The organism is Pseudomonas laurylsulfativorans, from assembly GCF_002906155.1.
GTDB lineage: Bacteria > Pseudomonadota > Gammaproteobacteria > Pseudomonadales > Pseudomonadaceae > Aquipseudomonas > Aquipseudomonas laurylsulfativorans.
Map to the genome: position 1 here is coordinate 80570 of NZ_MUJK01000010.1, position 15146 is coordinate 95715.

General features: G+C 49.2%; 13 protein-coding genes. All 13 read right to left on the reverse strand.

Translation table 11 applies throughout. The features are described 5' to 3' along the window. Positions 1–14: 14 nt before the first annotated feature. The gene (wecB, locus tag B0D71_RS24420; RefSeq protein ID WP_103396992.1) at positions 15–1142 is read right to left on the reverse strand and encodes a non-hydrolyzing UDP-N-acetylglucosamine 2-epimerase; all 1128 of its coding nucleotides are present in this window, start codon (positions 1140–1142) and stop codon (positions 15–17) included. After that, positions 1135–2145 (reverse strand): polysaccharide biosynthesis protein, encoded by a 1011-nt coding sequence (locus B0D71_RS24425; protein ID WP_103396993.1) that lies wholly within the window; start codon positions 2143–2145, stop codon positions 1135–1137. The genes wecB and B0D71_RS24425 overlap by 8 nt, the downstream gene beginning before the upstream one ends. A 33-nt stretch (positions 2146–2178) precedes the next feature. After that, complete coding sequence (locus B0D71_RS24430; RefSeq protein WP_103396994.1) at positions 2179–3036, reverse strand: dTDP-4-dehydrorhamnose reductase family protein; 858 nt, start codon at positions 3034–3036, stop codon at positions 2179–2181. After that, positions 3033–4277: a glycosyltransferase family 4 protein gene (locus B0D71_RS24435; protein ID WP_103396995.1), complete on the reverse strand. Its 1245-nt coding sequence runs from the start codon at positions 4275–4277 to the stop codon at positions 3033–3035. The genes B0D71_RS24430 and B0D71_RS24435 overlap by 4 nt, the downstream gene beginning before the upstream one ends. A gap of 3 nt (positions 4278–4280) precedes the next feature. After that, positions 4281–5420, reverse strand: a complete 1140-nt coding sequence (locus tag B0D71_RS24440) for a glycosyltransferase family 4 protein (RefSeq protein ID WP_103396996.1) — start codon at positions 5418–5420, stop codon at positions 4281–4283. 24 nt (positions 5421–5444) lie between these two features. Then, a complete protein-coding gene (gene asnB / locus B0D71_RS24445) occupies positions 5445–7370 on the reverse strand; it encodes an asparagine synthase (glutamine-hydrolyzing) (RefSeq protein WP_103396997.1) in 1926 nt (641 codons plus the stop codon). Positions 7371–7404: 34 nt separating this feature from the next. Further along, positions 7405–8589 carry a hypothetical protein gene (locus B0D71_RS24450; protein WP_133160954.1) on the reverse strand — a complete coding sequence of 395 codons (1185 nt, stop codon included), beginning with the start codon at positions 8587–8589 and terminating at the stop codon, positions 7405–7407. Between the two features lie 142 nt (positions 8590–8731). Continuing rightward, positions 8732–9955 carry an oligosaccharide flippase family protein gene (locus B0D71_RS24455; RefSeq protein WP_103396999.1) on the reverse strand — a complete coding sequence of 408 codons (1224 nt, stop codon included), beginning with the start codon at positions 9953–9955 and terminating at the stop codon, positions 8732–8734. A 5-nt stretch (positions 9956–9960) separates the two neighbouring features. Continuing rightward, positions 9961–11010, reverse strand: coding sequence for an NAD-dependent epimerase/dehydratase family protein (locus tag B0D71_RS24460; RefSeq protein ID WP_103397000.1), 1050 nt, complete (start codon positions 11008–11010; stop codon positions 9961–9963). Positions 11011–11070: 60 nt separating this feature from the next. After that, the gene (gene tviB / locus B0D71_RS24465; RefSeq protein WP_103397001.1) at positions 11071–12348 is read right to left on the reverse strand and encodes a Vi polysaccharide biosynthesis UDP-N-acetylglucosamine C-6 dehydrogenase TviB; all 1278 of its coding nucleotides are present in this window, start codon (positions 12346–12348) and stop codon (positions 11071–11073) included. A 495-nt stretch (positions 12349–12843) separates the two neighbouring features. Beyond that, positions 12844–13884 (reverse strand): LPS O-antigen chain length determinant protein WzzB, encoded by a 1041-nt coding sequence (locus B0D71_RS24470; RefSeq protein WP_103397002.1) that lies wholly within the window; start codon positions 13882–13884, stop codon positions 12844–12846. 412 nt (positions 13885–14296) lie between these two features. Beyond that, the gene (gene ihfB, locus B0D71_RS24480) at positions 14297–14611 is read right to left on the reverse strand and encodes an integration host factor subunit beta (RefSeq protein WP_056727160.1); all 315 of its coding nucleotides are present in this window, start codon (positions 14609–14611) and stop codon (positions 14297–14299) included. A 151-nt stretch (positions 14612–14762) separates the two neighbouring features. After that, entirely contained in the window at positions 14763–15044 is a 282-nt protein-coding gene (locus B0D71_RS24485) for a hypothetical protein (RefSeq protein ID WP_103397004.1), read from the reverse strand. Positions 15045–15146 lie beyond the last annotated feature (102 nt).

The following is a 15146-nucleotide window of genomic DNA, read 5'->3' on the forward strand; positions in this document are numbered from 1 at the left end:
AACCTCGACGACGCTCAGGATTTCGACCAGACAGTACGATTGATGTAGTCGGTGTAACTCAACACAACCCGAACTACCTGCTTCGAAACCGGACCCGCCTGGTAATCCCTGACGACCGGGATAACGCGCTGGCTACGATCATGCTGGCTGGTAACCACACGTACGGCATCCAGAACGCCCTCCACTTTCAGGCCACTCATGATGAGAGTGCCTTCATCCATCCCTTCCGGACGCTCGTGCGCATTACGAATGGTAATGGCAGGCAGATTCAGAAGAGAGGCTTCCTCAGTGATGGTGCCGCTATCGGACAACACGCAGAACGCCGACATCTGCAACTTGATGTAGTCGAGCAGACCAAATGGCTTCGAGAAACGAATCAGAGGGTGGTCCAGCGACTCACCGATCGCTTCCAGACGCTTACGGGTACGAGGATGCGTGGAAACGATGATCGGGTACTGGTACTTGTCGGCCAGGGCTCGCAACGTTTTGAGCAAATCGCGCAGGTTGTCCGGCGTATCTACGTTTTCCTCACGGTGAGCACTGATGATGAAGAACTTGTCCTGCTCCAGGCCTTCTCGCGCCAGCACGTCGGAGGTAAGGATTTTCGGCATGTAATAGTCGAGCACCTCCTCCATGTGCGAACCGGTCTTGATAATGGTTTCAGGACGAATCCCTTCAGCGATCAGGTAACGCCGGGCATGCTCGGTCAGGACCATATTGATATCGCTGAGGTGATCGAGCACCTTGCGATTCAGTTCTTCAGGGACGCGCTGATCAAAACAGCGGTTACCGGCTTCCATGTGGAATACCGGGATCTTGCGGCGCTTGGCGGCAATGACGGCCAGACAGGTATTGGTATCGCCATAGAGGAGCAGTGCATCAGGCTTTTCGGCCTCAAACACTTCATCCGCCTTTGAAATCACTTCGGCGATGGTCTTGGCGGCGGTATCGCCAGCGGCACCCAGGAAGTAATCAGGCTTACGAATTTCGAGATCATCAAAAAAAACCTGATTCAATTCGAAGTCGTAGTTCTGACCCGAGTGAACCAACACATGATTAACCTGCTTATCAAGCTCGGCAATGACGCGGCTCATCTTGATAAGTTCTGGTCGCGTACCGACCAGCGTCATGACCTTAAGCATCAAGTTGCTCCTGAATGTATTCCAGATTCAACAGAACTTTCTTCACGCCTTCTACATCGAGACGCTCTGTGTTGTGAGAGGTGTAGTCGTCGAGATCGGAGATCTCCTGCTCACCCTCAACAAAAAACTTCTTGTAGTTAAGGTCACGATTGTCCGAAGGAATACGGTAGTAGCGTCCCATGTCTTCGGCTTTGGCCATTTCTTCACGGGAGATCAGCGACTCGTAGAGTTTTTCGCCGTGACGGGTACCAATGACCTTGACGGCATTGTCGCGAACAAACAGTTCCTTGAGCGCCTGGGCCAGGTCCGCCACTGTCGAGGCCGGTGCTTTCTGGACGAAAATATCACCTTGCTCGGCATGTTCGAACGCGTGCAGAACCAGGTCAACGGAATCCTCGAGCGACATCAGGAAGCGTGTCATGTTCGGGTCGGTGACGGTCAGCGGCTCGCCTTTCTGCAGCTGATTGATGAACAACGGGATCACCGAACCGCGCGACGCCATGACGTTGCCGTAGCGGGTTGCGCAGATCACCGGACCTGTCGCCGGAATCATCCGCGATTTGGCAACCATCAGTTTTTCTGCCATTGCCTTGGAAATACCCATGGCATTGATCGGGTAAACAGCCTTGTCGGTACTGAGTACAACAACGCGTTGCACGCCCGAAGCAATGGCCGCATTCAAAACGTTTTCGGTACCCATGACGTTGGTACGCACGGCTTCCATTGGGTAAAACTCGCAGGAAGGTACCTGCTTCAGGGCTGCGGCGTGGAAAATGTAATCCACCCCCACCATCGCCTGATCAAGGCTATCGCGATCACGCACGTCACCGATGTAGAACTTCACTTTGTCGTTCGACAAAGCGATGCGCATATCTTCCTGCTTCTTCTCGTCACGGCTGAATACGCGAATCTCTTTTACATCGGTATCCAGAAAACGCTTCAACACCGTATGGCCAAACGAGCCCGTACCGCCCGTGATCATCAAAACTTTATTATCGAACATAACTACCTTCCCAAACCTAATTGAGTTTAATGATCAACGCAGCGCGCGCATCGACTTAACCAATTCCAACCACGACGGTGGAACGTAACCGGTTGCCGCCTGAAACTTCGAGGAGTCCAGCGAGCGATCTATAGACACTTGACTGTCCGCGATGATATCGATTTCTTTTTCGTAAACTTCCGCTACCAGCTTCAGAAGAGACAACTTGTCAATCGGAGCGACCGAAACATGATACAGGCCGTGGAGCTGTGGATTCGGAATCACGTAATCGCGAATGACACGTGCCAGCTCTACGGTAGGAAGCCCCGAAAAAATCGCCTTCTCATAACCCTTGACCGGCCCGTCCTGGGACAGGAACCAGTCCACCAGCGAGTACTGGCTGCCCAGCTCGTGACCAATGATGGAGGTCCGCAGCGTAACGGCATTCTGGTCCGTGTGAAGCTCACCGATGTACTTGGACTTGCCGTAGAGATCCTCTGCATCGGAGATATCCTCCTCGGCGTACATGCCTTTACGGCCAGAAAACACGCAATCAGTGCTGATATGAATCAGGCGAGAACCGGACAACGCGCACAACTTGGCAATGCGATGCGGCAACATGGCGTTGATAGGCAGTGCGGAAAGGGGATCCTTGGCGTCAGCCAATTGTTTGATCAGCCCGACGCAGTTGATGACGACATCTGGCTTGACCCGTGCCAGAACCGAAACCAGTGAATCCTGGTCAAGCACGTCGACATTACTGATCAACGAACTGTGCAAGTCCTCAGAAAAGTATTTTGCGCCACCCGGATTGCGCAAAGTGCCCCACACCTCGAAGTGCGGGTTTCCATGGAATTGCCTGAACACTGTGCTACCCAGCATTCCGGTGACCCCTAACACAAGAACTTTCATTTTGAGCTACCTTTTAATTCATTGATCCTGCTACTGAGGATTTCGACCAAACGCTGGCTTTGCCGCTCCATCTCGAAATGCTCGAGGTAGTACGCCCGACCTGCCTGTCCCAACGACTCCCGTTCGTCCAAAGTCATGCGGAAAAGTTGCTCGATGCAGTTGGCCATACCTTCGGCGTCTTGCGCCGCAGTGGTCAGACCGGCTCCCGCTTCTTGAATTACGCGCGCGCCCTCCCCGTCCAGCGCGGCGATGATCGGCCTCCCCGCTGCCAGGTAAGCCTGAACTTTGCTAGGGATGGTATAGGAGAACGCCTCATCCTGCTTCAACGTCACCAACAAGCCCTCGGCACGACTGAAAAAATGCGGCATTTCAGTAGCCGCGAAGCGTCCGGCAAGAATGAGGTTGTCCAAACTACGGGATTTCTTCTGGCTTTCGATCCAGCTCAACATACTGCCACTACCGACCAACACAATCCTGAGTTGCGACAAATGGCGAAGCTTGTCAGCTACCTCAACCAGGGTTTCGACCGACTGTGCGGTCCCCAGATTTCCGGCAAAAACCAGACAGAAATGATTGTCGAGCTCCGCGAGCAAGGGTGCCGGTATCCGGGTCTCTTCTAAACTCGGCGGCACGTCCTGATAGGAGTTGGGGTAATACACAACTTTGCCGGGGTTGGCATAACGGGCGACCGGCTCTCGAAACGCCCTCGACTGAACAAGAAGCGTATCGACGAAGGCGTAAATACCTTTCACCAGCCAGCCCACAACGCGCAATATTGCTTTGTTCTTGATGAACCCGGTCGCACTCAAACTTTCCGGCCAGAGATCCTGTACCCATACAACCAGATGACTCTTGAGCTTCCACTTCAAGTAAATCGCCGGGATAACCGATGTAATTGGAGATGGCGCAAATACAAAAACCGCATCATAAGCCTCCCCTTTTACTGCGCGTGGGTAGTGCTTCAAGCCATTTAGGATAAATGACAAATAGTTCAACACGAGGTTCTTTGCACCTGAAGCGCCACGAGGTCTAAGCGGTGCACGGAAAACACTGACAGAAGACTCGAACTTTTCTTCCTGAGGCCCGGAAGCACTGTAGCCGTTAAAAACTACGCCATCCGGGTAATTGGGCTTTCCGGTAAGAACCTTTACGGTGTGGCCCTGGGCAGATAAAGTTTTTACCAAGTCATTGATAATAAAAGACTCTGGCCAAAAATATTGCGACACCACAAGAACCTTCATTTATCAAACACCCTTTTTGCGGCTCACGGCCAATGCCAGCAACTCTGACCATGTTTTTCTTGAGGTTTTTTCCCAATCAAACTTATCGCTCTGCGTCGCCGCCGCAACGGAAAGCTTCTCTAAAAGCGCTGGACTTGTTAACGCCTCAGACAGCACATTTTTTATATCTTTTGAATCAAACGGAGAAAAATAAAGTGCTGCTTCCGCTCCAAATTCCGGCATCGGCATAACGCTTGAGCATACCATCGGCCTGCCAGAGGCAAGCGCCTCGAGAAGAATATTAGGGCAGTTCTCGCACGATGAGGCAAAGAGATTCAGATAGGCGTGATGATAAAGTGGAGGTAGACTCTGATAGGGAATAGCGCCCAACAGCAGCACTTGGTCTTTGAGGCCTAGTGTAGAAACCAGCGTCTTGACTCGCTCGGCTTCAGGCAGGTTTGTCTCGCCCACAAGAACTAGGGGAAACCTGGCACGAAGCTCATTTGGCAGCTCTGCGTAAGCACTAACTACTTCATAATGATGCTTGTAAACATCAAATCTCGACACATATAAAACATATTCGCCAACTGGCAAAAACTCCGGCCGAGGAACAGCAGAATCACTGTGAGTCCGAAATACCGAGCCAATTCCGTGAGGAATCGTAACAGCATTCTTGATATTGGTTAGAGACTCAATGACACTGCGTGCGTAATTTGAAATGAATATCGTCAAATCCGCTTCGCGCATGCTCTTGAGCATAATACGATTCAACAACCAATTTCTCAGACGCTGCAACCCGAGCGGTATGCTTTTGCGTACACGCAAATCAAATGGAATCATGTTCCTGAACATTGTCGCGACTTTGCAACCCGCGGGCACAGAAGTGCCCACTACGCCACCGGGACAAAACAGGACGTCAGCCTTCTCAGCCTTCAAAATACCGGGCAGCACCCACCGTTCCCACACGGCTCTCACAATCGGATTTTCTGTGGGCCAGGCTGGTTCGACCCGTTTGATCCGCGGATGATCCGGCAGTTTGAGTGACGCCGGGGCGAAAACCAGAATCTCAAGGTCCGCGTTGTCAGGTACGAACTGAAACAGATTAATCAGATATGTCTGACCTCCACCAAGACGGGCAGAGAGCGCGTTGAAAACTATCTTCATGGAAAACCTTTTGCTCAATCTAAATTAGTGGCTATTTTTATCGAGCCAGGATTGGAACATTAGAATATTCCACAAATGAAGACTACGATCGTATGTTCCGTTCTGATGCTGGAGCCATGCCGAGCGAATTTTCTGACAATCGAAGTAGCCCTCTCTCTTGAGCCGCTCCTCCGTTAACAGCTCCTCTGCCCATTCTTTCAGCGGCCCACGCAGCCATTGTGCCAATGGAATAGAGAAGCCCGCCTTCGGCCTGTCAAAGAATGAAGTAGGAACATATCGCTTAAGAAGCTCGCGAAGTGGCCATTTCCCCACACCATTTTTTATCAGTTGGTCTGAGGACAAGGAAAACGCGAGCTCTGCAACTCTATGATCCAGCAATGGCGCGCGGGTTTCCAGGCTGGCGCTCATCGCGCCTCGATCCACTTTAACCAGCAAATCATCAGGCAAATACTGAGAGACATCCCAGCGACGCATTTCCTCGACGTAATCCACTGCCGATTCCCAGGACGCAACACCTTGATGTTGAGCATCGATACCCAGGACCACATTGTCGGTCGACTGCCACTGAGACATCAAACCGGTATACATCTGCTCCAGATTTTCAGAGCCCAAAAGCTCGGACATTCTGTAGATACGTCGACCATTAACCTTGGTTCGAAGGCTGCCCGGCAAAATCGAACAGACGTTGTCCCACCCTTTGGACGAAAGTGAGCGAAGTGAATAGGCCATGATCTGGCGTGCCGGCAGCGGCAGCTTTTTAATGCGCTCCCATAGTCCTGCGGTAATCTGATAGCGGGGATACCCGGCAAAAAGCTCATCGCCACCGTCACCGGACAAAGCTACGGATACATGCTGTTTTGTCATCCTGGAGACCAGGATTGTAGGGATCTGAGAGGAGTCGGCAAAAGGCTCGTCGTATATTTCCGGCAAATGCGGAATTATGGAAACAGCATCGTCCGCCCCCAGATAAAACTCGGTATGGTTAGTCCCCAAGTGCTTAGCGATAGCTTTGGCGTAAGGAGCCTCATCAAATTCAGGCTCATTAAAGCCGATCGTGTAAGTGTTGATACTGGTAGAGCTTTGCGATTGCATCAACGAAACGATCAAGCTTGAATCGACACCGCCCGACAAAAACGCACCAAGTGGGACATCGGCGATCATTTGCGACTTTACCGCAGCAGACAATTTTTGACCGACAAGGTCTACAACTTCCTTATCGCTAGCCTGCGACAGATCGTACTTTAACTCTCCAGCTTGCGGCAACGACCAGTAGGAAACGGGATCAAGCGCACTAGAAAGCGAGTCAACTTTCAAATAATGCGCTGGCTCCAACTTTTTAATGCCTTCATAGATAGACTCCGGAGCCGGAACGTAGCCATATCTGACGAACTTCGATAGCGCATGACGATCAATTCGCAGATTGCTTCCAAAGGCTGCCTTGATCGCCTTCAATTCGGAGGAGAAGACAAAACGGTCACCCACAATACCGTAATAGAGTGGTTTTTCACCCATTCGGTCTCTGGCCAGGGTTATCGTTTTGGAAACTTTATCCCAGACCGCAAAGGCAAACATGCCCACCAGATTTTCAAGGGTTTTTTGCACCCCCCACGCACAGAGCGCAGCCAGCAACACTTCTGTATCAGAGTGCCCGCGCCAAACACGCGTCAAACCTGACGCAATCAGCTTCTCGCGCAACTCGTTAAAATTATATATTTCACCATTGAAAACAATGATGAACCGCTCGTCATCGGAAACCATTGGCTGACTTCCGTGTACCGACAGTTCCAGGATCGAAAGCCGCCGGTGCCCCAGCGAAACTCCACTATCGGCATCTGACCAAACTGCTCCATCGTCGGGCCCACGATGTATCAGCGCATCCACCATCTTGCCAACGGCAACGGCACCTTGCTGATCCAGCTTCCACCCGACAACTCCCGCAATTCCGCACATACCTACTCTCTCAATCCAGTGAAAATATTAAAGCTCACTTCAAAACCCGAACGAGCTTCATCGTGAAGAATAATCCTAGCGCCATCACATAAAAAACCAATGAGTTCAGCAAGTATATTTCGCCGTACCAAACCCAGTGCATAACCGACGCAGCACACAGCATGTACAAGAAAATTCGCAAAAAATCATCCTCGCGGCAGCGCGAGTCGATCAATCGCAAGAAACAGACACTGATGAATCCATTGAGGAAAACACCAAACAATCCGAAATTCTCAAAAGCCACACCAGAAACGTGGATCCCGCCGAGCCCGGTAATGTAATACCAGAGGGCAGGATTATCCACCATAATGGGCTTCTCCATACCCAAAGCCGTATAGATAGGCGATGGTGCCAACGAAAGAAACATGTCGAGGTAGGTCTGACCGTAACGTAGGTGCTCCCCATCCCAGAAACTGGTTAACTGCTGGACAAGCGGCAAAATTATTGCATTCCAGGAGTTGAACAATAAATACTGCGTAATATTATCTGAGGTTAAGTCCACGTCCATTCGGCTCATCGAAACAACAACACCACTGACGAGCAGAAGGGCCATGAATACAGCAACGAACAATAGAGCCTTCAACTTGATATATTGGTTATAGCGAAACAACAGTCCCAGAACTGAAGCGACAACCAGGACAACAAAATCGCGATCTCCTGTCATAGCGTTGGCAACACAATAAGAAATTACTAGTGCGCCAGACACAAAGAACATCCATCTGGATGGGTAGGAAAACGCCAAGGCAAGGATCGCAATGATGGAAAAAACCACCACCGACTCGACACCCGCGAAACTCTCAAGCAGTGCGTTTGCGTTCACAAGCCTGAAGCTGATAAAGAAGACGGACAGTCCAAGGAAGATCGCACCCGCTAGTTTGAAGTCCAACGCAGAGAAAAAAGTTTCCCGCTGCGAGTCCAAACTTCTGGCTGGAACCAGCAATGACAATAAATAGCCAATGAATCCCCCAGCAACACCAAGGAACCAGACCAGCGAAAGTCGGAATACTAAAATATCATCCAGATAAAAAGCATAGTCCCCAATGGGCCAAAGCGTAACGGTTTCACCCCACAGACAACTGATAAGGCCAAAAAAAGGTACCGAATAGCAAACGGCGTACAGCGCAACGAGATATTTTTTTGATATCAGGCACAGGAGACATTGCGTCAGTAAAACCAGCAAGCACGTCGAAACCAGTAATATAACCATTAACCCTGACCAACAAAAACAAAGCAACCGAAGCGTAAACCAGACTCAATACTGGCCCCAATATCACTTTGAGAAATGAGCCCTGCATAAACAACGCTCATACCCAATACACCTGTCACTGCACCAGCTTACGGCCACCCAGGACCGTTAGCACAACAATTTGAGTGGCCAACGCCAAAACAAAGGACCTGAAAAGGTCGACCGCTAACATATCGCCCTTCATTCCTGCCACTACCGTCATCGACAAATAAACAAACGCATAAACACAACTACCAAGAAAAACAACCCGGGTCATGTTTTTACTATGCAATATTTGAGTGACAATTGTAGTCGTAAGTCCGATGCCACCCGCCACCACTGCGTAAGCCAGAAGATCATTTTTGCTGCAAAAGCTACTACCGAGCAAACACAACCAGTAGCCCTGCGTTAAGACCAGGAACACAGGCAAGCAAACTGAAATTGATAGACCGAGCATCAAGTACAACTTGCTGGCACTATTCCCGCGCCCTGCCAGCCTTACAATCGCATAGGATGTAAGTGAACTTGGCAGTACGGTTACCAGAATATAAAAAAGAAAAAACAGGTTAAAGTAGCCAACCTCAGAAACGTTCAAGCTCGAGTTGGCAAATATCATTAGACAAACAATATGAACAGGTGCCCCGAGAAGCATACTACCGGCAATAGCCGGAGCCCCTGAGCGCGAAAGCAAAGCCACCATTTGTTGAAAAGAAGAGGTTTCTCGTCCCTCCTTGCCCTCATGACTGAACTTATTTTTATTTATTGTAAAGAAACCAAATGCAGGAGCGATTAGCGTACAAATTGCGAGCGTTAGAATTACTCCCTCTATTTCCCCTCCAATCTTCGCAATGGAAACCACCAGCAGCAATCCAAGCAGACCATGGGCAGCCAACGCCGCTGCCCACTTCCCTGAGGTATTAAGGGAAAACATCAACCCGGTTATAGTCAAATTGCAAACACAAGCAAAACCTAGAAAAAATGCTCCGATCAGCAAGTATCCAGAGTTCACTTCGTAAGAAGAATCAGGTGCCGGAAAAATCAAAAACACGATGACACAGAGGGCACCTACTATGATGCCACCCCATGACATGAGCCCCAAGGAAGTCTTGTAGTTTACTTTTTCGGCATTCAGGACGGCGTAACGACTCAACGCCACGCTCAGGCACTCCCCTACCACCGTCGCGATACCTGTTATAATCGCATAATGGTATGAGAATACCCCGTACAGTTCGACACCTAAAATTCGCGCCAAACTGAACAACAACAAAAACATGCAAAGTTTGTTTGCAAGGACAGTGATTGCGCAGATCTCTTTAATCACTAGTCTTAACTTCTTGCAAAGAACGAGACATACCAGTCTGCCGCTTTCAGCATACCCTCACCAACATTGAAAAGCGGTTGGTAGCCCAACAGATTTTTTGCCTTATCAATATTCGCTTGCGAGTGCCTTACGTCACCAGCACGAAAATCTCGATAAACCATATCCGAAGTAGACTTGACATCAACGCGAGCCAAGGCATCCTTGATACAGGCAAAAACCTGATTCAATGTAGTCCTGTCACCAACGGCGACGTTGTAAACATTATTTTTTGCTTCCGGATCGGCACAGGCAGCCAGAATATTGGCTTGAACTGCGTTCTCTACGAAACAGAAGTCCCGACTGGTTTCACCATCACCATTCACGAAAACCTCTTCGTTATTGATCATGGCCGCCGTCCACTTAGGAATCACGGCTGCATAGGCACCATTAGGATCCTGGCGCTTGCCAAAGACGTTAAAATAGCGAAGTCCTATGGTATTGAAACCATATGTACTGGAAAAAACCTCAGCATACAATTCGTTTACATACTTGGTGACTGCATAAGGGGACAGCGGCTTGCCAATCACACCTTCAACCTTGGGAAGTCCAGGGTGATCGCCGTAGGTAGAACTAGAAGCAGCATAAGTAAAACTTTTTACTTTCGCATCCTTCGCCGCAACCAACATATTCAGAAAACCGTCGATATTGGTGCTATTCGTTGTAATAGGATCATTGATGGAGCGAGGAACAGAGCCTAATGCTGCCTGATGCAAAACGTAGTCCACCGGAGTATTGATATCCCCACGGAACGTCATTGCACTCTTGCAATCGTCAATGCTTCTGATATCACCATTTACCAGTACGAAGCGCGCCCATTGCTCAGGACTCACTACCGATTGCACTTCATCGAGATTACGCTGATGCCCTGTTGCAAAGTTATCAAGACCTACAACCCGCTGATCTAATTGCAACAGTGTCTCCAATAAATTGGAGCCAATAAATCCGGCCACCCCCGTAACCAACCAAACCTTTGGGGATTGTTGAATTTCAGCTTTAACTTCTTCGAAACGGATCATGTAATTCTCGAGTTGGTTTTTCTGGCAGTAACGAATCAGGGTCTTTACAGACCCTGATGTTCAGAGACGCAGATCTGATTGAGAGGCATCAAGTAGGTACTTGAGATCATAGAGAACGTGTTCCGCCTTACCCAGGCTCCGAATTTTCTCAGCCCCCATCGCAGAGAATTCATTGTGTGCGACAGCCAGAATGATACCGTCGTAAGAATTAACCTGTGGCTGGCCGATAGGAGTGATTGAGTATTCATGCATCGCTTCCGCCGCATCTACCCACGGATCATAAACATCCACAACAATATTGAACTCAGCGAGTTCATTCACAATATCGATGATCTTAGTATTACGCAGGTCCGGGCAGTTCTCTTTGAACGTCAATCCCATGATCAAGACGCGAGCACCATCAACATGAATCTTGCGTTTCAGCATTGCCTTGACAAGTTGAGATACTACATAGGCTCCCATACTGTCATTCAAGCGACGACCCGCTAAAATGATCTCAGGATGATAACCGATGGACTGTGCTTTGTGAGTCAAGTAATAGGGGTCTACACCGATGCAGTGACCGCCAACCAAACCCGGACGGAAAGGCAAGAAGTTCCACTTCGTCCCCGCTGCTTCCAGAACTGCCTGAGTATCGATACCCATTTTATTGAAAATAAGTGCCAATTCATTGATCAGAGCAATATTCAAGTCACGCTGAGTATTCTCAATAACCTTTGCCGCTTCGGCAACTTTAATACTCTTGGCCTTATGAGTTCCGGCAACAATGATTGTATTATACAAAGCATCGACCAGATCAGCGACCTCTGGAGTGGATCCGGCAGTTACTTTTTTGATGGTGGTAACACGATGCTCTTTATCGCCAGGATTTATCCGCTCAGGGCTATAACCCGCATAAAAATCAACATTAAACTTCAGCCCAGATACTTTTTCCAGCACAGGAACACAGTCTTCCTCGGTAGCGCCAGGATAGACCGTCGACTCATAAATAACGATATCGCCCTTTTTCAAAACACGGCCAATCGACTCACTGGCTTTAACCAAAGGAGACAAGTCCGGTCTCTTATGTTCATCAATCGGGGTTGGAACGGTAACAATATATATATTGCAGGCTGACAACTCTTCCAGTGCAGAACTGAAACTTAAACCCGACGCAGAACTCAACTCGGAGTCTGACACTTCTAGAGTAGCGTCATGGCCAGCTTTCAGCGCTTCGATTCGACGCTTACTGATATCAAATCCGACGACTTGCATTTTTTTGCCAAACTCAACCGCCAGCGGCAAGCCCACATAACCGAGACCCACTATGGCCAACTTCACATCTTCGAGTTTAAGCATTGTTTTCCCTTGCCATTCATCAATATTAAGTCGATCGTAAAATGCACGCCTAATTTAGCGCTTTAGAAACAAATATCACGGCTGCGTAAATTAGAAATTATACCGAAAGCGCCTAAGGGAGCCATAACAATTTTCAGAAAGCCAAGGAACAGCTCGAGCGCCCTCCCCTCCCTCTTGCACACATTCAGAGCCACAGCCGCAAGGCAAAGCCGCCGCAACGCGATTGCCAACTCTCGATCGCAACCGACTTACCACAATATCGAGCCATCACTCAAGCCAGCACATGAAAAAACATGCGAAATCTGAAAAAACGGGTTCACCCTTGAAAAAAATCTTGTCGAAACCGACACCAGCAAGACCTCTGGGATCAATATTTCAACAAGAAAACGATCCATTCCGACTAAACAGCCAAACAACCCCCATCCAAAAGATAGAAACCGCCCCTCCCTGGGCGACACACTATTTATGCACATCAAACAAAGAACCGAAATTCAGCTATTCCGGCTTCACGACAAACAACCCACGAAACAATACGAAAGCAATGCCTGTGATCAGGCCAGCAATAACACCCAATACAAGGACCAGGGCCTTGTTAGGTTTCACTGGATTATCCGGCAACTCCACCACCCCGTCTTGCCGATAGACGGACACCAACGCCGGCTCTGTTTTCAGGCCCTTGAAGAAATTGAATCGATCTTGAAGATCACGCAAGCGATCCGTAAAAGGGTCATCGGACTCACGAGCCTGCAGACTTTCAATTTCAGCCTTTAGCGCTTTCGAGCCACGCATGTACGTAAGCTGACCAGCCTCCCCACCCGCAATGACTGACTGACTCACCGTGATCGCAGGCGGCTTCTCCAGTCCGATTGACTCAGCGATCCGCAGCGCCTCACTCAATCTGACAATCGAATCCTCTCTGGCCTTGGTGCTTTTCTCCCTGGCGGAACTTATTTGCTGTTCCAAATTACGAGCCCGGACCTCAGACTCAATTGAAACGTTCTTGATCATTTCATTCTTGGCCAATTGACCAGCCTGGATAACATATTCAGTAACCCACTCTTTAGCCTTCCCAGGATTGGTAGCCTGTACGACAACCGAATACCTGTCAGAGCCCTCCTTAAGTGGCGGAACCACACGCAGCACCTCAGAAAAATGCGAATACAGGGCATCCCTGGATTTTTTTTGCTCTTCCGAGGACAAACTCGGCACATAAATCTTGCTAAAAAAGTCTAGACGGAGTGACTCCGCCTGCAAATATCGCGTGTAAATATCGTAGACATCCTTAACTGTGTAAGGAACCAACTCTGAATCTTTCATTCGACCGTAGTTGAAGTTTGATATATCACTCTGAGACGGCGGTATCACAAACACCTTCGCCTCATACACGGGAGAAGTAAGGAAAGCATAGCTCGCTGCGAGAGCAGCACCTAAAACAGTAAAACCGATAACAATAAGTTTTTGACGAAAAATCGCACGAACGAACCTTTGAAACTCAAAATCTTCTAGCCCGTTATCTTTTTTTGAATCAACACGCATATATTGTTAGCCTTTTTCACTTCAGCGGTTATGCCAACCCATAAGCTAGACTACTTGAGAATAATCAATGTAGATCCAGGCAGATAAGGAGGAAACGACAACACTCCTTTCTCAACTCACACAAAATACTTAACTACTTCCTCGGACGCGTACATTGAAAACCCCAGGCGAAAACCAATGCCCAGCCTATCGCCCGCGCCTCTTCCCCAAGAAATAAGCCAGCACAATCCCCCCACCAAAGATCATTCCCACCAGAAACGAAGCAACTCCGAACATCGAAATGTGTAGCTGGGGTGACGAAAAACCGAAGAAGGAAACGACGACAAGCTGTTGGTTTTCCAGCACGAAGAGCAGGCATGTAATTGAAATTAACAAGACAAGCCCAGTGATCATGATTCGCTTGATGCGACTCTTATCTAGCCAACTCATCGCCACCTACACCCTCCTCATCCTCATTTACACGGTCACGCAGTTCTTTACCCGGCTTGAAATGCGGGACGAATTTGCCGTCGAGACTGACAGACTGGCCGGTTTTCGGGTTACGCCCAACCCTTGGAGCGCGGTAATGCAGAGAGAAGCTGCCAAACCCCCGGATCTCGATACGATCCCCGGTAGCCAGACATTGGGACATTTGCTCAAGCATGGTCTTGATGGCCAGCTCAACATCCTTGGATGAGAGCAGCCCTTGATGGGTGACAATTCGTTCGATCAACTCCGACTTCGTCATATTTTTCCCTTCTTTTTCAAGCAGCTAGGTCAGCGCTTCCAAGGTTTTAGCACGCCGGCGCGATTTTGAACAGCCCGAGTTTTACCATCTATTCCACCACACCAGAATGCTTGATTCCTGGAAGGCGACAGGCATCTGAGCGATCACAATCTCATCGGCAAACCACCAACATAGTGCGCGTCAGGAAACCCGCCGGATTGAATCCAAAAAGGTAGCTTTCCTCTTCTTCCTTGACATCATCAGATCTCGCCACAACTTTGTAGCTCGCCCCCCTACACTCCTTAGCCGCGCGCTTATAACACTTATCCCATTTCGAACCGAGGCCCGAACAATCGACCTCTATGCCATTGACCCCGCGTACGGCGTGAGTTTTGGCGTTGGTGGTACAACCCGCTAGTGCCAATACTGCTACTACGACAATGAGCTTGTTCATTCACTTCCTTTTGCCAGAAAGCCTACCGGGCGATCATTTGTCTCAGTCTAAAGACTAGCTGCAAATAAGCGTTTGATCCGATTAAACAATCAGACATTTTTT

What these genes read in the sequence shown, in the direction of transcription:
- ihfB (WP_056727160.1), bottom strand. Translation starts at nt 14,611, where the DNA reads ATGACGAAGTCGGAGTTGATCGAACGAATTGTCACCCATCAAGGGCTG.
- B0D71_RS24440 (WP_103396996.1), bottom strand. Translation starts at nt 5,420, where the DNA reads ATGAAGATAGTTTTCAACGCGCTCTCTGCCCGTCTTGGTGGAGGTCAG.
- B0D71_RS24485 (WP_103397004.1), bottom strand. Translation starts at nt 15,044, where the DNA reads ATGAACAAGCTCATTGTCGTAGTAGCAGTATTGGCACTAGCGGGTTGT.
- wecB (WP_103396992.1), bottom strand. Translation starts at nt 1,142, where the DNA reads ATGCTTAAGGTCATGACGCTGGTCGGTACGCGACCAGAACTTATCAAG.
- B0D71_RS24425 (WP_103396993.1), bottom strand. Translation starts at nt 2,145, where the DNA reads ATGTTCGATAATAAAGTTTTGATGATCACGGGCGGTACGGGCTCGTTT.
- B0D71_RS24435 (WP_103396995.1), bottom strand. Translation starts at nt 4,277, where the DNA reads ATGAAGGTTCTTGTGGTGTCGCAATATTTTTGGCCAGAGTCTTTTATT.
- asnB (WP_103396997.1), bottom strand. Translation starts at nt 7,370, where the DNA reads ATGTGCGGAATTGCGGGAGTTGTCGGGTGGAAGCTGGATCAGCAAGGT.
- B0D71_RS24460 (WP_103397000.1), bottom strand. Translation starts at nt 11,010, where the DNA reads ATGATCCGTTTCGAAGAAGTTAAAGCTGAAATTCAACAATCCCCAAAG.
- tviB (WP_103397001.1), bottom strand. Translation starts at nt 12,348, where the DNA reads ATGCTTAAACTCGAAGATGTGAAGTTGGCCATAGTGGGTCTCGGTTAT.
- B0D71_RS24430 (WP_103396994.1), bottom strand. Translation starts at nt 3,036, where the DNA reads ATGAAAGTTCTTGTGTTAGGGGTCACCGGAATGCTGGGTAGCACAGTG.
- B0D71_RS24470 (WP_103397002.1), bottom strand. Translation starts at nt 13,884, where the DNA reads ATGCGTGTTGATTCAAAAAAAGATAACGGGCTAGAAGATTTTGAGTTT.